This is a genomic window from Pseudomonas sp. GW823-FHT06B06, assembly GCF_058795195.1.
In genome coordinates, this window is record NZ_JBXAHO010000047.1 from 1 (window position 1) to 17,679 (window position 17,679).

Here is a 17,679-nt window from a genome sequence, read left to right on the forward strand (position 1 = left end):
GCGTGCTTCCCTGCTGGCCAATGTAGAGATTTTGCCGCAGGCCAGACAGGGGAGCTACTTTTTCAACAGAATCGGCCAAAAACAGTCGTTGGAAAACTCTATGGGTCCAACAGTTTTTCCCACCATTGCTAGGTTTTCCAACTGTTCCGCGTTAGCCGTCTTCGTGCTGGCTATGCTCCATGGTAAAGCGATTCAAGCCAAGTCGGGCTTCAGTCGCGATACCCTGGACGCGGTAGTCGACCAAGCCTTGTAGCCTTGTCCATCAAAATCGACCGTTCCGTTTTGCTTAGCTTCATTGTCACGCTTCTGGATAGTTGCCAGCAAAATAAGGAACCACGTACTCACCCAGCTCCTGAACGACTTCGTGCGCAGGGCGGCGACCGTATTTGAGATTCAAGCCGACATGGTTGACCCCTATCTCTCTCAACGTTTGCAGGTAATGGATCAGGAAACGATGGCCTGACCTGAATCCGAGATGAATAGGCGTGGCTGCTTCTTCCGGATCTGGCGAGAGATCAACATAAAGTGACTGCGAGAATGGCTTGAAACCTTGAGTCAACGACCGCCATTTTTTAATCGTCACTGCCTGTTGCACCACGTCCTGCGGATAGTAGAGCCAACCGTCGGCATGATTGGCGATCCACTCCAGCGATTGACGCGAGTGTCCCGTAACCATAACAGGGATGGTGCCCAGTAGAGGCTTGGGTAGAAGGTCTGCGACGGACAGTTCTACCCTAGACGTGGAGATCCTTGGCGACTCTTCGCTCCATACACGGCGCATCACCGCCAATGCTTCCTGAAACAATTCCTGGCGTTTTTCGAGAGAGGCGTTGAAGGCCGAGAACTCGGTTGGCCGGTCCCCTGTCGCAAGACCAAGCACGAGGCGCTGCCCCGACAGTCTGTCTACCGAAGCTGCTGCCTTGGCGAGATGCAAGGGATGACGCAAGGTCGAAACGATGCTGCCCGTCGCGAGCGCGATACGGGTCGTCTGCGCCGCCACATATCCCATGAATACCCATGGGTCATAAATGTGGCCCACATCACCGAACGAAGGAACATTCAGAGGAACATCCCTGAAATACACCGCCGAAAATCCGTAGAGTTCCGCCATTTGCGCGGTACTGATCTGTCGCGCTAAATCCATCTCCGGGATAGCCCCTGCGTAGGATTCAATCGCGAAGTAAAGCCCAAGAGTCAGGTGCCCCTCGCGGTACATGGCCGAGTATCCGCGGTGATCTTTGAAGTCATGCATGTTTGACGATTGATCCAAGTGAAGAAGTGCCGCAGGCAATCTCCTGGCCAAGCCTGGTTGGACAGAAGCTTGCTACATACGCCATGTATGCAGAGCAAAATACAACATACAATCCGTATGTCAATCGACAGATGTGCCCCTTCACCACAAAAAATCCCCTGCTGCTCAATCGATTTCTACGAAAGCCCAGCCTTCCATCGCTCCAGGATTTACGAAAAAACATACGGTATGCATGCCGCTTGACATGCGTAGCGTATGTTAAATGGCATTACTAACATACGCAGCGTATGAGAAATTCCGCCACACGGACGCCATACCTTCATCACCCGCAGAAAAGTTCCAACACCACGTAAGCAAACAGGGAGTATTCATGATCGACAGTCTCGTTGGGTACCAGTCGCCCTCCATGATTTCCGACACCGCGACCCGGGAGTCACTCAATGCCTTTATCACGAAAGTCCTGCAGGGTTTTTCCACGCCTAGCTCGGACGTCGCCAAGTACTTCACCGATCCGGACGTCGCGATCGCCGGCTCAGGCCTGGACGAGTTCTTCATGGGGACCGAAGCGGTACAAAATGGCGTGACGTGGGTGACCACCCTGAACATCCGATGGGAACCACGACTGGTGGTGTCCTGGATACGCGGTGACATTGCCTGGGCGCAGATCCGAATCGACGGCCACACGTTTGAAAACGCTGAGCCAACGGTCGTCCAGTACGTTACGACCGGGGTATTCCAGCGCAAGGGCGACGGCTGGACCTGGTTGTACTGGGGTGGCAGCGAACCGCAAAAAGTAGCTCGGCTGTAATCAGATACTGCCGCAAGTTCGACCAGATCCGAGGCCGTTAACTCCTAGCATTCCTTTACAGATGGACGACAACGGTGGTCAACAAACGAGTGGATTGCCGCTTACGGTCAAGGTTCGTAATCCCCCAACCCAGCCTGTTTACCCAACCTCGATTTCCCGTCTCCTCCCCACCATCGGTATTGCACCGGAGGCCCAGATGCCTTTTTTCAGAACCTATGCCTTTCATCTCGACAATGCTTCGCTTGAGAAGTATTGCCGACCCGCTGATTTTTTTGCCTGCGATACGTTGATGCAGGAAGAGGTCGGCGAGCTTGGCGTCCCCCACGCCAATAAAACCTGCGAACAGGATCTGCAAACGCTGAAGCCTTCAGCCAACCATCAGCCTTCTCCATTTAAACTGGAGAGAGGCTGATAGCCTTTGCCGGCTACTCCAGCTAACGCGCTCTAAACTTGGGCACTCTTTTCAGAGTGCCTTGGCCCAATCGCGCAACAAGTACTTTTGGATCTTGCCTGTCGATGTTTTCGGCAACTCGATGAACACCACGGTTTTCGGCAATTTGAAGCCCGCCAGATGTTCACGACAGAACAGGATGATATCGGCTTCCCGGGTGTTCTGATAATCGACTTTGAGCTTGATGAAGGCGCAAGGAGTTTCGCCCCACTTTTCGTCCGGACGGGCGACCACTGCGGCCTCCAGTACTGCCGGGTGACGATAGAGAACGTCTTCGACCTCGATGGTGGAAATGTTCTCGCCGCCCGAGATAATGATGTCCTTTAGGCGATCCTTGATTTCGACATAACCGTCAGGGTGACGCACCGCCAGGTCGCCGGTATGGAACCAGCCGCCTTCGAACGCTTCACTTGTCGCTTCGGTGTTCTTCAAATAGCCCTTCATGATCGTGTTCCCGCGCATGAAGATTTCGCCGACACTTGTGCCGTCCAAGGGGACAGGTTCAAGGGTTTTCGGATCGGCAACCATCAGCCCTTCCAGGGTCGGATAGCGCACGCCCTGGCGCGACTTGATCCTTGCGCGCTCATTCAGCGGTTGCTCGTCCCACTGGTCATGCCAGGCGCAAACGGTCACCGGGCCGTAAACCTCAGTCAGCCCATAGACGTGTGTGACCTTGATGCCCATCTCCTCGACCGCACCGATGACTTTGGCCGGCGGTGCGGCGCCCGCCAGCATGGCGTCGACCGGATGATCGAAGGCAGCCTTGGACGAGTCTGGCAGATTGACCAACGCATTGAGGACAATCGGCGCACCACACAAATGGCTGACCCGATGTTGATGAATCAAAGTGAGAATTTTCTGCGGATCGACCCGACGCAGGAATACATGAGTCCCAGCCAACGCAGTCACCGTCCATGGATAGCACCAGCCGTTGCAATGAAACATCGGCAAGGTCCACAAATACACCGGGTGGTGCCCCATGGCCCAAGTCATCTGATTTCCCAGTGAATTGAGATAGGCCCCGCGGTGGTGGTAAATGACCCCCTTGGGATTCCCCGTGGTGCCGGATGTGTAGTTGAGCGAGATGGCTTGCCATTCATCCTCAGGCCATTGCCAGGCGAACTGTGGATCACCTTCAGCGAGGAAGGCTTCATAGTCCAGCGTGCTAACCGCGCTGCCTTCGCCGTACTCCGGGTCGTCCACATCGACAACCAGTGGCGGATGAGAGAGCAAGCTTAAGGCTTCACGAATAACAGCGTGGAACTCCCGATCGGTGATCAACACCTTGGCTTCGCCGTGCTCAAGCATGAAGGCAATAGCTTGCGCATCCAGCCGCACGTTCAGGGTATTGAGTACAGCGCCGATCATCGGCACGCCAAAGTGGGCTTCGAGCATGGCCGGGATGTTGGGGAGCATCACTGCCACGGTATCGCCCTTGCCGATACCCCTCTGGCTTAGTGCGCCAGCCAGGCGCCGGCAACGTTCATAGGTCTCTTGCCAGTTGCGGCGGATGGCGCCGTGGATCACGGCGGGATACTCACCGTAGACAGAGGCTGTGCGCTCGATGAAGCTCAGCGGAGAAAGGGCGATATGGTTGACTGCCGAGGGCGCCAGGCCCGTTTCGAAAATCGACATGAGGTTATCCTGTGGGGGAAATCACCAGCCTGTTTTACTGTGCTGGAAACCTCCGATGGCTGATTGTTAGCTCTGATCAGGTTTCAAAACGGCCCCGCCTGATCAACGGGGCCGCTGCGTGCAAACGCCAGGTTCAAGCAGTCTGTTGCTTGGTTTTGCGCAGGTGCGCACGCCAGGTCATGGCCCAATGAGCCGGGTCTTCCAGCGGTGCGCTCTTCAACCGGTGAATCGCCTGGTTGTGCGGCGAGGTCTTGACGATCGCCGGATTCGAGTAAGCCTCGTCGGATATGTGCGCAAGCACCGCAATCCAGGTGTCCAGCGCCTCTTTACCGTACATCTCGCCTGCCTCGGGGGTGAACGGCTCCGGTACCAGCCACGGGTGGTGACTGCTCCACATCGGATCAATACCGAAATCGCTCATGCGGTTTTGCACGTCATGGACGTCGACTCCGGTTTCCTCCTTGAGTTGCTCAAGGCTGTAGCGCGTCATCTCCATCCGGTGGCTTTTAGCCTCAGGGTGTGAACGAGTCACGCCACGAATAGCCAGCAAGCCTTTTTCCATGTAGTTGTTGGCCAGTACCGAAATGTCCGACGCCTCAGCCATCCCTTTTGCGCCCATGGCGCGGGACCAAGCGTAGGCCTTGAGGATGACCGGAACGTTGCCCCAGAACTCGCGGATCTTGCCGGCACTCTGCGGACGGTCGTAATCCAGGCTGTATCGTTCACCGTCAAAGGCCACCACCGGTGCCGGCAGGAACGGTGCAAGTTCTGCCGAACAACCATAGGCGCCCACTGCCGGGCCTCCCACTCCACTTTTCGGTGCGCCGAACGTCTTGTGGAGCATGAACATGCACGCGTCGAAACCGAGCTCTCGCGCACGAATCTTAGTCATCGCGCCGTTGAAGTTTGCATGGTCGTAGAAGCACAGACCGCCCGCTTCATGCACCACGCGCACCCACTCACGAATTTCCGGGTTGTACACGCCCATGTCGTCGGGGTTGTTCACCATCAGCGCTGCCGTGCGGTTGGACACGGCGGCCTTCAGGGATTCGAGCGACGGGTAACCGTTCTCTTCGATCATCAGGGTGATGACCTTGAACCCGGCGGCAGCTGCCGTCGCGGCGCTGCTGGGGTGCGTCTGGATGGTGGTGATGATCTCGTCACGCTGCTCCAGTTCGCCACGGGAAGCATGGTAGGCACGGGTCACCGCGCAACTGGTGTACGCCGCGTCAGCACCGCCGCCTGCCTGGAAGATGAACTGGTCCATCCCGGACAACTCGCGCAGAATCGTGTCCATGCCATGCACGACTTCGAGCGCGCCTTGCAGGGTGTCCTCGTCCTGATGTGGATGCACGTGAGTAATTTCAGGGCGCCATGCCATCGCCTCGTTGATCTGCGCGTTGTACTTCATGGTGCAGGTGCCGAACAGGCTGATGTTCATCATGCCCAGGGTCTGCTGCGACAGGCGCAAGTAGTGATACAACACCTCGGGCTCGGACAGTTCCGGCAACGCCGGTTTGCTGGAGCGCCTCATGTTCGCGGGAATCAAATCGACGGCGCTGCCGACAGCCGCTTGCACGTCAGCCTCAACGTCGGAAAAGATCACACCGCGACGGCCGGGATAGCCCATCTCCAGAATGACGGGTTCGCTCCAGACGGGAGCATGGTATTCCTTGAGTGGAGTGCTCATTGTGCGATTACCTCTTTAAGTGCAGCAGTCAGGCGCTGAATATCGGCTTGTGTGTGAATCTCGGTGACGCAGTACAGGGCGCTGGCCCCAAGCGCCGGAAAGTCGTGAGTCAGATCTTTGCCGCCGAAGATCCCGAGCGCGAGCAACTGCTTGTTGATGTCCTTCACGCTCAGCCCAGTGGCGTCGAAATTCACCACGAACTCCTTGAAGAAACCGGAAGGGAATGTCACTGCCAGACCGGGAACTTCACTCAGCAACTTCGCCGCGTAGTGAGCACGTTGCAGGATGAGATTGCCTACATCCTCGAAGCCCTTTGGTCCCATCATCGCCATGTAGACGGCATTGGCGATGGCCCACATGTAGACCGAATGACCGGTCCAGTCATTCCCCTTGTCACGCAAGCCGTAGGACGATTGTTCGAACAAGCTCAGGCCAAAACCATATTCGCCGGGCTTGGTGGTTTCGGCGATACTGATGAACAGCGTCGGGTATTGGTGGGCGTACAGTTCTGAGTCGCGGGTTGCAATGAAGCCGCTGACCCCGCCACCACAGTTCATATGCACGCCGAGCGGCTGAGTGGTACCCACTACGATGTCGGCGCCGAAATCAATCGGTGCGGCCATCACGCCGAGGGAGATCGGATCGACCCCAACGATGACTTCGGCACCCGCTGCATGGGCAATGGCGGCGATTTCGGCCCCTTGCTGTTCGATCACACCGAAATAAGACGGTGTTTCGAAATAGACCGCAGCCGTTTGCGCACCGATCGAGGCACGGAGGTGATCAATATCGAGCAAGCCGGTTTTCGGGTCAAAGTCGACGAGTCGCACGACGATGTGGCCCGGCATTTCCACGGGTTCGCAGTAGTTGCGGATGATGGAAAGCCGCTCAGGATCGATGGCACGGACCACCGCCACTTCGCTGCGCCCGGTAATTCGGGTTGCCATGCGAATGGCGTGACCCGCAGCGCAACCCCAGCTGCGCACCGGCAGGCCGACCAGATCCATGTTCAGCAGCTCGCCGAGCTGGCTGCAGAACTCGAACCAGGCTTGATTGCGACCGTGGTCGGAGCTCGGCTCACCAAACACCGAGGTCAGCCATTCATTACGGCGCACGACTTCGTCGCACGCTGCCGGAACGTGATGCTGCCAACAGCCGGCGCCCAGGAAGTTAAGGTTTTGCTCGCAGGTCTTGTTTTTCGACAGCGTGCTGAGCAGATGCCGACGCAGCTCGCTCTCGTTGAGCGCCGGCGGCAAATCAATCGGACGTTGCAGGCGGTGTTCATTGGGAATTTGCTGGAACAACTCCTCAATGCTGTCTACACCGATCGAGTCGAGCATCTCCTGTTTGAGTGCAGGAACAGAATTCGCCATGTAGGGGTGGGCGACATGATTACTCATGGGGTTATCCTCGTTTTTATCGGATGAAACAATTGATCAGGATCGAACCCTGAAGAAGACGGACCGGTCAGGCCCTGTGTGCACGCGTATGTGGCCGCTGAGCATGGCATCGACTTCGGCGTCACCCGTGTCGACGCGCAAGCAGCCGGTATCGAGGGAAAGGAGCTTGTCCATCGAGGTGATCACGATGATGTGTTCGCGCCCTGCCCGGCGAATGACCTCGGCGCTGATCTGCTGGTTGCCACGGCCGAACAAGCTGCCGTGACCGCCCAGAACGCCGACGATGATGCGTGTCTCGTACCCTTCCATCAGACGGATCAACGCGTGTTCATTGAGGTCGGCACCCACCAGCGCACCGTCCATGACCGCGTCTACGCCCAACAGCGTCGACGGCAGGCCGAGCTCGGTCATAATGCGTCGCGTGGTGGTGCCTGGCCCCAGCAGGTATAGGCAGCCGGGTTTCATGTCCCTGACAACCTGTCGGGACACGGCGTCGAGCGCCATGTTTTCGTTGGCCAAGGAACCGGCCTTGGCGTTTTGCGTCAGGTGACGTTGGTGCGGGCTGCGGGCGTAGCCATACAGCCGCGCCGACACCTGATCGTTGCGCATGGCAGCCTCGTCGATGTCCATGACCTCGGCTTCGCGAAAGCGCACCGACGAGTCGCCGGCAACGAAGCGTGCCGCAAGATGTCCAGCGTTCTGCGGATTGGTGCCGAACACGGCGGAATACATCTTCACACCCGTAGGGATACCGAGGATCGGTACACGATCACTGACCTTTTCCAGCACATCGCGCGCGGTGCCATCTCCGCCGGCGAACAAAAGCAGATCGACCGAGGCATGCGCCATGACGAGCGCGGCATTTCGGGTGTCATCGGGCCGGCTCGCTCCCGGCGACGACGTATAGACGACAATCGGGTCGAGACCGGCGGCGCGCGCGACATCTTCGCCCAGCTCACCCGAGCCGGTGATCAGCCGGAATGGCGTCGTCGAAGCCGCCAGACGCTTGAGCGCGATCAAGGCCCGATCGCTTGAAACGGGTTGCGCACCGCGGCGCCTTGCTTCCTGCAAAACCTCGACCCCGTCGGTGCCCTTTAGCCCCACGCGTCCGCCCATTCCGGCGACCGGGTTGAGGATAAATCCCAGGGTTTTCCCCTGACCTGCGGGGTGCAGTGAAATATCGGAATCGCGCTGTTCACGCATTGCTCGGTATCCTGTGCGAAATGGCGGGGCTCCCGAGGCTGAGAGCACACAGCTCAGACTCATTGCATACGCCTCGTATGTGATACACAATACGACATACGCGAAGTATGTCAACTTACATACGCAATGAATGTTAAATTCTTTATAGGGAACACGACCGATGGCGCAGAAGCGTGCGGACATGATTGCGGAGACTCGCGGCAAACTGATCAAGGCGGCGCGAGACGCATTTGCTGCGAAGGGATATGCGGAAAGTTCGATGGACGATTTCACCGCTCAAGCGGGTCTGACCCGGGGTGCGCTGTACCATCACTTTGGCGACAAAAAGGGCTTGCTACAGGCCGTCATCGCCCAGATAGATGGAGAAATGATGGAACGGTTGTCGGTCATTATCGAAGAGGCCAGCACAACCTGGGACGGCTTCATCGATGAGTCCATCGCCTACATCAAGATGTCCCTGGAACCTGAAATCCAGCGCATTCTCTTCCTCGACGGGCCAGCGGTACTGGGCGACCCGTCGCAATGGCCGAGCCAGAACGCGTGCATCCGAAGCACCCAACGCAGCATTCAAAAGCTGATTGACGAAGGAACGATCCGCGTGGTCGACACCGAAACGACGGCGCGCCTGATCATGGGTGCCCTGCTCGGCGCTTCCTTGTGGATTGCACATGCTGAGGATCCCCAGACCGCCTCTGAAAAAGCCGTCGAAAGTTTCCGGGCATTGGCGTCCGGATTGCTGCTGTAAGGACAAGCGACAGGCGTAACGGTGCCGCACGATGCACAGGCAGACTCAACACTTCGACGAAATCATCGAACACGCCGCATCACTGGCGCACTGGTCGCAACACTACGAAAAGCTGACGCCCGGTGCTTTTCACGGTGCCCTGCAGGACGTGCAACTGAACGGCGTCCGATTGTTCCGTGAAACCCTGAGCAGCGCTGTTGCCCAGCACACGCACACGCCTGCCCAGTGCATAAACCTGCTGCTGCCGGTGAACCTGCCGAGTCAGCCCGACGTGGCGCCGAATCGAAGCCTTCTTGCCGACGGGCTGAACTTCCTGCCCTACGACGACGATTTTTTCTTCGTCACACCGCCGGACACTGACTACATTGTGGTTTCGTTAAATTGCCAGGTGCTTGAACAACTGTTGGTCGCTGAGGACGTTGAACTGTTCTACCGTCGACCCAGGGGTTACGGAATGAAGCTGTGCGCCGGGGGTCTACAAGGTGCCCAGGTTGCCATGACCGGCCTGCTTGATCAGCTCCAAACCCTTGACGACCTCAATGATCAAGCCCTTCAGAACTGCGTACTCGATACGCTGCTCGACGTGCTGGAGCCGCAAAACCCGGTGCGCTTACAGGGACTGGGCGGCAGCCACCAGCACATTGTCAAATACTGCCATGAGCGCGTGCTGCAAAGCCCTGCAGGGGAATCGCTGTCGATCCTGAACTTGTGCAGGGAGTTGAAGATCCCCCGCCGCACGCTGCATTACAGCTTCGAAAAAATCGCCGGCAGCTCGCCTCTGACGTATCTGCGCGCCGTCCGTTTGAATGCCGCCCAGCGCAGCCTTACCGAACACCCGGCCCCCAGCGTTGCCGATGTGGCGTACCGCTGGGGGTTCACCCATCAAAGCTATTTCAGCCAGGAGTACAAACGCCTGTTTGGCCATTCACCCTCGGCCCAACGGCGTTGATAGTCGGCCCAGGTTTGCGGTGCATAACACGATCGACCCACAGCAGAAGCAACGCCGACAGGCACATCAGCGCGCCCCCCAAAAACTGATCCAGTTGAGCACTCATGTTCCCGACACCGTGCATGTGCATCATCGAGTGACCGTGCATGGGATACAGAGGTGGACTGAGCAGCAGCATCACACCGACCAGCACTTGCGGTAGCGCCACCCCCAGGCTGAAGCTCCACTGCTTGCGCAAGGGAACATCCGCGCGCTGGCAATAACGCCCCATTACCCGGCACAACCACAACCCACTCACGGCCATGGCCCATTTCATCAGCGCATACAGCGTGGCATCGTCCATCAATCGTTGATGCAATTGCGGCAGCATCCATACGCCGCTCATTGCACCAAACGCAATCACCACCCAAATGCGCACCGCCCTCCCTTCCTTTGTGAAACCCGCTTCACTGGCCGGCTCCCGGGCGATGGCAAACAGTAAAAGGATCGGCGCCAGGTGATGAATCAAGGCGCTTTGCAGGCAGTGCAGCCAGACGCTGTGGCGCGCAGCGGCGTCCAGCGCCGGCTGCATGCCCAGCAAAAACACCAGCGCAGCACCGCCCAGCAACAACGGTTGACGCTTCCAACCCTTAGGCCCTCCGCTCACCCAGCAAACAAACACGGCTATCGGCAATAACTCCAGCCAGGCCCAACTCGAAAATCCAGACATGACAACCACCCTCGACCCAAGCGCAGAGCGCTTGGGCATTCATCGATAGAGACCTGATCAGGCGTTGTGTTTGCAGCAACTGGCCGGCTGACCGTCCTGGACACTGGCTTGGTCCCTGCTCGCCGGCAAGTCCATGGCCGGGTTGCCGTTGAAGAAGTTATTGGGCTTGAGTTTGAACCCAACGTATTCCACCGGCATCACCGGGAAATCCTCCGGTTTGCAGATGTGGGTATGGCCAAAGGTGTGCCATACCACCAGATCCTGGTTCTGGATCTCGCGGTTGTTCTGCGTGTACAGCGGGAGGCCGTCACCCCGATGCTGGTTGGGGTAATCGCCGGAGCCGTAACGCTCGCCGGGCGCGTAAGGCGTCACCCACAGGTGCTTGCTGGCAAACCCTGCACGTCGACCAAACGAGCTGTCGGGTTGGGCGAGCATGACCGGATTGTGCTCGGCCATCAGCTTGTAGCCGGGGTGATTGCCGACGGCGTTCTTGACGTTCGGATTGATGATTTTCCAGAAGCGCCCGGTCTGGCCGTTGGCCTCACGGGCGGCGTCCAGCTCATGGGTAAACGTGGTGGTCACACTGTCGAAGACGTTGCCCCAGGTATTTCCCTCGCCTTGCGGGCGCGACTGGAAATTGGTTTCGGTCACAGAGTTGTGCTCGCCATCCACCATCATGTGCAAACGCGCACTGAAAAAATGCTGGTGGGTCGGACCATAGAACTCGGGTGTGACCATGCCGCCCCCGCTGGCGGGGCGTTGACCGGGAGCTAACGCGGCGGTCTGGATGATCCCGGTCAGCTTGGCTTCGAGTTGAATCGTACCGTCCTGATAGAGGTACCAGAAAAACCCGTAGTCGTAGTTGGCCACGGTGCAGAAGAAGCTGATCACCAGGCGCCGGGAGCGACGCATTTCGAACACACCGGTACGAAACTCATAGTGTTTCCAAAGCGTGCCGTAATCTTCCTCGTGCATGCAGATAGCATTCTTCATGACAAAAGGTTCGCCCTGATCATTGACCGAAGGCACATCGAAATAACGAATCGCCCCCAGGCAATCACAGCCCAGCTCCAGTTGGTTGGCCAGACGACCGAGCCCGTATTCGCCGCCATCGAACGCGCATTTCCAGTAATGATTGAGCTCGTTGTCCGAATAGGGAACGCCCATGTCGGTGACACTGGCGCGATAGAGGATCGGGCGCACGACGTCACCGTCCTTGTAGCCCAGTTGGTGCAGAACCAGCCCTTCGCGCGGCGTGAAGCCGACGCGGAACTCCCAGTTCTGCCAACTCACTTTCCAGTCATCGACAGTGAAGCTCACGCCCTCGGGCTGCGTGATGTGCAACGGTTTGAGTCCGTCACGCGGCTGGCCCAGGGACGCGGAATCGTAGTTGATCGTGGCTTTGGGAATCGGCGTCAGACGACCGTCGTCCAACAGCTCGATGACCTCGCCTTTGTTCAGGTCGATGATAGCAACCAGTCCTTCGATCGGGTGGGCGTAGCCGTTGTCGGTCAGCTTGTCACGGTAGAACGCGACACCGCGCATCAACCGCTTGCCCTGATAACGTTCATCATCGCCGAAATGCCCGAATGACCAGGGATCGATCTGTACGTTTTCAATATCGGCATCGGTGAGGCCCCGGCGCTTGACAGCCGCACGCCACTCGGGGTCGTTTTGCACAGCTTCCACGCACAGGTCGAACTCCTCAATCATGATCGGTGCATGACCCTGGGTTTCAATGTCGACCGCTTGCCAATCGACAAGGGTTTGGCTGTTCAAATCAACCAGCGCTTCGAAGGTGTTGCCCGTCAATTTGTCCAGCACCAAGGCAAATGCACGCCTGGAAAATGCCTGGCCTGGCACATGGGCCAATACCTCACGCTTATCCGGCTCGGCGAGATGCAGGTACGGGAAGCGGCATTTGTCGTGAAGGTTTTTTTCCCGTTTCAGGATGCCGCTCGCCAAAGCAAGCTCCTCTAGCGAAAGCGGGTCAAGCGGGTGGGTCGCGGTGGTTATTTTAAGATTAACGTTCATGCTTCGTACTCTTCCAGTCAAATGTACTTTTGGGTTTAAAGGCATTCGGATGATGAAGAAACTGCAGCACTGCGGTAAGTCGGCCTATAAAGGCTACGACCAACTACCGCAGGCGCATTAACACAAATTGGCAGAAACATAGCGGGCACTCGCCAAACTAAAAGAGCTGGCATGTTTCTGGCTTTTTAATCGCTCAAGGCACAGCGGATAAGTGATCCGGCAACGCTGCGGTCAGGTCGGCAACCCTCCTGCGCGTTCCAGTTATCCAGACTTTAGTCATCACTTTGCACTATCAAAGAGCAACCTGCACTAATGCGGTGCTTACAGCGTCCGACGGACTGTTGAATTAATTGTTCTTTGAATGGCCTTTAATCACGCCGTAAAAGAACAGCACCACCAGAAGTAATGGCGTTCCGTTCACCCAAGCAGATTCACTGCCGGTCAGCAGCCCGTAGTTCTCATAGATCAAGTAAACCGCCACGCTAAGCCCCGCCAGTGCAACCAGTGGGCTGACCAAGACTTTGAGATACTTGCGAGAGCTGACTTTCTTGAAATGGGCAACCACCGCCAGCGAAATGAATGCCTGAAGCCCGATGAGCCCAATCGTTCCCAAAGCCAGCGTCACCGGGAAAAGGAAGACAAACGCGTCGTAACCCAGCGACGATGGGACGGCGATGCAGACTGCAACCAACACCGTTACTAGAAGACTCGCATTGGCCGGGGAGTTTTTTTGCGGATGAATGTTCGATAGCACACGCGGCAAATGTTTATCTTTGGCCAGCACATGCACGTAGCGAGTGGCCGCGTTGTGCAGCGACAACAAACAGGCGAAATTGCTGGTGCACAGCATGATCGAAACAAGGGTGGCCGTTGTGCCTCCCAGGCGTGTCGAGAACAGGTTGATGATCAGTTCGCCTTGCGCCGATGCCGCTTCGCCCTTGATCGCTTCTACCCCGATGCCACCTACAATCAGCCAGATAATCACAAAGTAAGCGACAGCCACCAAAGCTACTGCGAGACGCGTGGCACCCGGAATGGATTTTTCCGGCCGCTTGGCTTCCATCGCATACAGCGCTGCGGACTCGACACCGAGGAACGCTGCCAGCGCGACCATCATTCCGACCCCGAGGCCGGGCGACGTTATTGCATCAATCGATACCGCTTCAACTGGAAACGCAGCGAGGCCTTTATCCATGAAAATGGAGATACCGAGCAGAAACAGCATGAAGAACTCAGCAAGCACCAATGGCACCAGGATCTTCGCGGCAAAATCAATGTTCTCCCGGCCTAGATAAGACGCCAGCGCCATGAGCAACAATGTCCATGACGTCCAGCCAATATCCACGCCAAATGTTTGCAAGGTCAAATTGGTGTAGTAGCCCGACACAATGGCCAGGGCAATGGTAATTGCCAGGTAGGACGCCAATGCTACCCATGCCGCGCCCGCGCCAACTCGCGGACCAAACACCACTGATAGATACTTGTAAAACGCGCCAGCACCCGGGATCGCGCGAATTAACTCGCCATAGCCGACCGAGAAACAAACCATCAAGAATCCGGCCAGCAAAAATGTTCCGGCCAGCCCCGGACCGTTGCCGAGTTGAAAGCCGATGGGCGCGGCTGTGAGAACAGCGCCCAAAGGTGCGGCGGCGGCAATCACTAACAATGCGATCTGATAAGTACCCAGGTTGCCCTTCAGCTTTTCACTGACTATAGGCGCCTCTTCATGCAGGGATTCGGTTAGCTCTGTCATCACAAAAGCTCCACTCTTTTATTGTTATGGATCACGCCAATGGGTCGATGCAGTAGCGTCCTTGCTGAAAACTCACGTGGGTTACATCCCGATGCTGACTGTCTCAGGCAGCGTGCTGGCACCATCGATCACGATTTGCGCACCGTTGATGTAACTGGACTCGTCGGACGCGAGGAATGCCGACAACTCACCGACTTCATCGGGCCTGCCCAGGCGTTTCATGGGAATGGCTGTGGCCAGTTCATCAAGAACCGACTTCGGATCGTCCGGATTGACTTGCCTGGCGACCTGCTCCGCCATCGGTGTCCATATGAAGCCCGGGCAAATGGCATTGACCCGAATGTGATGGGGAGCCATTTCCACCGCCAGCGCCTTGGTGAAGCCAATCAGCGCGGACTTGGACAAGGCATAGGCCACCTCACCCGGATCGGCCGTCAGGTCACCGGTGACGGACGACATGACGACCACCGCACCGCCGCCGGAGTTGATCATGTGCGGCAGAACCGCCCGGGCGGTATGCCATGCACCTTTGACGTTAACGTTGATGTGCAAGTCGAGATCGGCATCGCTGGAATCCAGAAACTTCGCCAGTCGGCAAACGCCGGCATTGCAGACCAGCGCATTCAAGCGGCCAAAACGCTGCATGCCTTTTTCGGCAATCAGGCGCATGGCCTGCGGATCGGTCACATCACCGACGTGCGCAAGTACCTCCACGCCGTAGGTATTTTTAATCTCTGCTGCCACTTCATGGATTGACTCATCAAGATCAACCAGGATCAAGCTGGCCCCATATTTTGCGTAGATGCTGGCATGAGATTTCCCCATTCCTTTTGAAGCCCCGGTAATCAAGGCCACTTTCCCGTTCAACTTACTCATGATGTCCTCCGGTTTTTTTGAACAAAAAAATCCCGTCATGCCCGGGTCGTGTCCCCGGGCATGCTGTTTCACAATCAGGTATTAAGTAATTACCGTCGAACGATGGTTTTTAAGTGTTTCCGACGGCCGTTCGCCAAACAGATGTTTGTAGTAGACGCTGAACATGCCCATATGCCAGAAGCCCCAATTGGCGGCCACTTCACTAATCAAGGTTGGCTTATCGCTGGAGACAAGTTCTGCCCTGACGCCGTTCAAACGTATGTAGCGCAGATAAGTCACGGGGCTGATCCCCAAGACTTTGTTGAAGGCATAATGCAGCGAACGATGACTGGTGCGCAGCCCCTCACACAAATCTGTCACCGTTAACGCTTCACTTTTTCTTGAAAGAATATAATTGCGTGCACTGTCTACAACATGGCGATGAATGAACTGCTCTGCGTGAGATTTCTTCGAAACGGGCAAGTCTGCTGTCATGCCAAGGAGCAATTGCATGATGTCGAAGGTGAGTTGTTTTTTGGCTGACGCCGATTCGAGAATTGAAGGATTGTCCTCGACGGCACGGAAAAAGTTATCAAAGCCTTGCCGGAAGGCTGCACATTTTTCGGGCGCCAGTGCACTGACTTCCTTGGTCAGCGCGATGACACTCTTGTCATCAAACTCATCATCAAGCGAGTATTTCCTGAAGGCTTCAACATCGACGGATGCACCATAAATATCCGAATAGCCGGGGGTCTTGAATTTGAGTTCGGAATCCGGCCGGAGAAAGAACACGGAATCAATGCAATCTAGCTCTTTACCGCACCAGTAACCGTGGCCGCGCAACGCGATGGGAATGCCCAAGGCAAACTTGCCAGGCAGGGTTTGCCCATGTTGATCCACCGCTTGATTCATCACCTCACGGAAAATCTGCACCACACCCACGGAAATTTCAGTGACCGAACCTGCGAATTGCCCCGGGCTTATCTGCAGATACTCTTGCTGCCACTCCGACAAAGAGTTCGCCAGCACATTGGCGTCGGTGACAGAAACGCTCTGTAATCCTGCTTGCTGAGATTTTTGCTGGACCGGTTGCGATCTCATGGCATATCTCCTGGGCGCATCAGTGTTCTTTTTATTATTCGAATGGCGGCTTTACCGACTATCGAGCCTGTGCCTCGCGTCCTATGCTCAATGGCTACAGTTTCAAATTTACACGATGCTTATTGAGCCGGGGGGCAAGGGGCCCGAGATTGCGCATTTTTTTGATAGCCACGTCATCCTGTAGCAACGGCGGCACCACTCACTGCCCCCTCGTTCTCCCAATCCGCCAGATCAACCGGATGACTCTGCACATAACTGCCAACGGCATCGTCTAGCGTGGGAAAATCCGTACCTTCCCCAGTAACGTGTAAAACTCGAATCGCTTGAACTCACCTTGACTGGGGTCTTTCATCTCGGTCACGCACAATGTGATGCCCGCTGCGCGCTGGGTTTCCTCCACTTCGACCAGAATGTCGGCCAAGCTCACATCCAACAGCGGCTTCGGCCGCGGGCGTGCGTTACGAACTGCAGTTGATCGCAAAACCTTAGAAAAAACCGGCGGCCAGGTTGACTACGCCTGGCCGGCCATTTCCTGGTTGGGATCCACGTAGGTTCTGGTCCGCGCCGCGTAGACGCGAGACAGTAGGTCGGTGTCGGCGAAAGAAACCAGCGCCACGGCGCAACCGACAATCAGCATGGGAACGATATTGGCGTTGGTATTCCAAGAGATGGTAAATCCCGGCATCCCTTGTGGGAGAGAGTCGAGGACCGACAGCCCGGAGCTTGCTGCAAGGTTCGGCACAGCCAAGCCAGACTTCTTTCTCCCAAGGCATCTCTTGGCTCAATTTTGCAGTTGCTGAACGTCATCTATGGGTCGATTCTGTTGAAAAAGTCGGTCCTTCCAGACTGCGCTCGCACTGATAGCTGAAAATGCCTTTTATTCGCGCAGCTACGCGAAATCTGAGCCCGGAATCCTCTCCTCTAAATGAAGATTTCAATCTCAAGCGCGTACTTTACTGCCGTGGAAACCATGGCCGACTTTTTCAACAGGATCGGTCGATAACTGCCTGTTGTGTAGGGCAGAAACCGGCCAGCAGCGGGCATTCGCCAACAACCTGAACACTTTCGATGCCCAGGTGCCCAGAGCGCTAGGT

15 protein-coding genes and 2 pseudogenes are annotated in these 17,679 nt (G+C 56.7%); 5 read left to right on the top strand and 12 right to left on the bottom strand.

Annotated elements, in window-relative coordinates:
- Positions 1-253, top strand: a pseudogene (locus tag AC1Q8Q_RS28335) (hypothetical protein); the annotation flags it as partial.
- A 45-nt stretch (positions 254-298) separates the two neighbouring features.
- Here AC1Q8Q_RS28335 and AC1Q8Q_RS28340 read toward each other — a convergent pair.
- Positions 299-1,252 carry an LLM class oxidoreductase gene (locus AC1Q8Q_RS28340; RefSeq protein WP_205896172.1) on the bottom strand — a complete coding sequence of 318 codons (954 nt, stop codon included), beginning with the start codon at positions 1,250-1,252 and terminating at the stop codon, positions 299-301.
- A 370-nt stretch (positions 1,253-1,622) separates the two neighbouring features.
- Here AC1Q8Q_RS28340 and AC1Q8Q_RS28345 point away from each other — a divergent pair, with 370 nt between their 5' ends.
- Both AC1Q8Q_RS28345 and AC1Q8Q_RS28350 read left to right on the top strand, forming a co-directional pair.
- Positions 1,623-2,060, top strand: coding sequence for a nuclear transport factor 2 family protein (locus AC1Q8Q_RS28345; protein WP_168758110.1), 438 nt, complete (start codon positions 1,623-1,625; stop codon positions 2,058-2,060).
- A 61-nt stretch (positions 2,061-2,121) separates the two neighbouring features.
- Positions 2,122-2,472, top strand: a complete 351-nt coding sequence (locus AC1Q8Q_RS28350; RefSeq protein ID WP_168758109.1) for a hypothetical protein — start codon at positions 2,122-2,124, stop codon at positions 2,470-2,472.
- A gap of 51 nt (positions 2,473-2,523) precedes the next feature.
- On the opposite strand, the gene AC1Q8Q_RS28355 is transcribed toward AC1Q8Q_RS28350, so the two are convergent.
- The 4 genes from AC1Q8Q_RS28355 to AC1Q8Q_RS28370 all read right to left on the bottom strand — a co-directional run bounded on the left by AC1Q8Q_RS28355 (position 2,524) and on the right by AC1Q8Q_RS28370 (position 8,439).
- Entirely contained in the window at positions 2,524-4,146 is a 1,623-nt protein-coding gene (locus tag AC1Q8Q_RS28355) for an acyl-CoA synthetase (RefSeq protein WP_017338345.1), read from the bottom strand.
- 133 nt (positions 4,147-4,279) lie between these two features.
- Positions 4,280-5,836, bottom strand: a complete 1,557-nt coding sequence (gene gcvPB / locus AC1Q8Q_RS28360; protein WP_150636859.1) for an aminomethyl-transferring glycine dehydrogenase subunit GcvPB — start codon at positions 5,834-5,836, stop codon at positions 4,280-4,282.
- Complete coding sequence (gene gcvPA, locus AC1Q8Q_RS28365) at positions 5,833-7,236, bottom strand: aminomethyl-transferring glycine dehydrogenase subunit GcvPA (RefSeq protein ID WP_168758108.1); 1,404 nt, start codon at positions 7,234-7,236, stop codon at positions 5,833-5,835. Before gcvPA ends, gcvPB begins: the two co-directional genes overlap by 4 nt.
- A gap of 36 nt (positions 7,237-7,272) precedes the next feature.
- On the bottom strand, positions 7,273-8,439 hold the full coding sequence (locus AC1Q8Q_RS28370; RefSeq protein WP_017338342.1) for an ATP-NAD kinase family protein: 1,167 nt from the start codon (positions 8,437-8,439) through the stop codon (positions 7,273-7,275).
- Between the two features lie 160 nt (positions 8,440-8,599).
- Between AC1Q8Q_RS28370 and AC1Q8Q_RS28375 the strand changes: the two genes are divergently transcribed.
- Positions 8,600-9,184, top strand: a complete 585-nt coding sequence (locus AC1Q8Q_RS28375; RefSeq protein WP_168758106.1) for a TetR/AcrR family transcriptional regulator — start codon at positions 8,600-8,602, stop codon at positions 9,182-9,184.
- 31 nt (positions 9,185-9,215) lie between these two features.
- On the top strand, positions 9,216-10,133 hold the full coding sequence (locus AC1Q8Q_RS28380) for an AraC family transcriptional regulator (protein ID WP_492615785.1): 918 nt from the start codon (positions 9,216-9,218) through the stop codon (positions 10,131-10,133).
- Here the strand turns inward: AC1Q8Q_RS28380 and AC1Q8Q_RS28385 are convergent.
- The 7 genes and pseudogenes from AC1Q8Q_RS28385 to AC1Q8Q_RS28415 all read right to left on the bottom strand — a co-directional run.
- Entirely contained in the window at positions 10,078-10,842 is a 765-nt protein-coding gene (locus AC1Q8Q_RS28385) for a cytochrome c oxidase assembly protein (protein ID WP_168758104.1), read from the bottom strand. The genes AC1Q8Q_RS28380 and AC1Q8Q_RS28385 overlap by 56 nt on opposite strands.
- Before the next feature lie 57 nt (positions 10,843-10,899).
- Positions 10,900-12,876: a primary-amine oxidase gene (locus AC1Q8Q_RS28390; protein WP_492615786.1), complete on the bottom strand. Its 1,977-nt coding sequence runs from the start codon at positions 12,874-12,876 to the stop codon at positions 10,900-10,902.
- A gap of 346 nt (positions 12,877-13,222) precedes the next feature.
- Complete coding sequence (locus AC1Q8Q_RS28395; RefSeq protein WP_168758102.1) at positions 13,223-14,629, bottom strand: APC family permease; 1,407 nt, start codon at positions 14,627-14,629, stop codon at positions 13,223-13,225.
- 81 nt (positions 14,630-14,710) lie between these two features.
- Complete coding sequence (gene ucpA, locus AC1Q8Q_RS28400) at positions 14,711-15,544, bottom strand: SDR family oxidoreductase UcpA (RefSeq protein WP_240963484.1); 834 nt, start codon at positions 15,542-15,544, stop codon at positions 14,711-14,713.
- Positions 15,545-15,586: 42 nt separating this feature from the next.
- Positions 15,587-16,585, bottom strand: a complete 999-nt coding sequence (locus AC1Q8Q_RS28405; protein WP_017338335.1) for a helix-turn-helix domain-containing protein — start codon at positions 16,583-16,585, stop codon at positions 15,587-15,589.
- Positions 16,586-16,856: 271 nt separating this feature from the next.
- A complete protein-coding gene (locus tag AC1Q8Q_RS28410; protein ID WP_168758101.1) occupies positions 16,857-17,006 on the bottom strand; it encodes a hypothetical protein in 150 nt (49 codons plus the stop codon).
- Between the two features lie 67 nt (positions 17,007-17,073).
- Positions 17,074-17,333, bottom strand: a pseudogene (locus tag AC1Q8Q_RS28415) (SulP family inorganic anion transporter); the annotation flags it as partial.
- Between the last annotated feature and the right edge of the window lie 346 nt (positions 17,334-17,679).

Bases quoted from the DNA above. Each gene is read 5' to 3' on its own strand.
- AC1Q8Q_RS28340 (WP_205896172.1), bottom strand. From the start codon at position 1,252: ATGCATGACTTCAAAGATCACCGCGGATACTCGGCCATGTACCGCGAG.
- AC1Q8Q_RS28345 (WP_168758110.1), top strand. From the start codon at position 1,623: ATGATCGACAGTCTCGTTGGGTACCAGTCGCCCTCCATGATTTCCGAC.
- AC1Q8Q_RS28350 (WP_168758109.1), top strand. From the start codon at position 2,122: ATGGACGACAACGGTGGTCAACAAACGAGTGGATTGCCGCTTACGGTC.
- AC1Q8Q_RS28355 (WP_017338345.1), bottom strand. From the start codon at position 4,146: ATGTCGATTTTCGAAACGGGCCTGGCGCCCTCGGCAGTCAACCATATC.
- gcvPB (WP_150636859.1), bottom strand. From the start codon at position 5,836: ATGAGCACTCCACTCAAGGAATACCATGCTCCCGTCTGGAGCGAACCC.
- gcvPA (WP_168758108.1), bottom strand. From the start codon at position 7,236: ATGAGTAATCATGTCGCCCACCCCTACATGGCGAATTCTGTTCCTGCA.
- AC1Q8Q_RS28370 (WP_017338342.1), bottom strand. From the start codon at position 8,439: ATGCGTGAACAGCGCGATTCCGATATTTCACTGCACCCCGCAGGTCAG.
- AC1Q8Q_RS28375 (WP_168758106.1), top strand. From the start codon at position 8,600: ATGGCGCAGAAGCGTGCGGACATGATTGCGGAGACTCGCGGCAAACTG.
- AC1Q8Q_RS28380 (WP_492615785.1), top strand. From the start codon at position 9,216: ATGCACAGGCAGACTCAACACTTCGACGAAATCATCGAACACGCCGCA.
- AC1Q8Q_RS28385 (WP_168758104.1), bottom strand. From the start codon at position 10,842: ATGTCTGGATTTTCGAGTTGGGCCTGGCTGGAGTTATTGCCGATAGCC.
- AC1Q8Q_RS28390 (WP_492615786.1), bottom strand. From the start codon at position 12,876: ATGAACGTTAATCTTAAAATAACCACCGCGACCCACCCGCTTGACCCG.
- AC1Q8Q_RS28395 (WP_168758102.1), bottom strand. From the start codon at position 14,629: ATGACAGAGCTAACCGAATCCCTGCATGAAGAGGCGCCTATAGTCAGT.
- ucpA (WP_240963484.1), bottom strand. From the start codon at position 15,544: ATGACGGGATTTTTTTGTTCAAAAAAACCGGAGGACATCATGAGTAAG.
- AC1Q8Q_RS28405 (WP_017338335.1), bottom strand. From the start codon at position 16,585: ATGAGATCGCAACCGGTCCAGCAAAAATCTCAGCAAGCAGGATTACAG.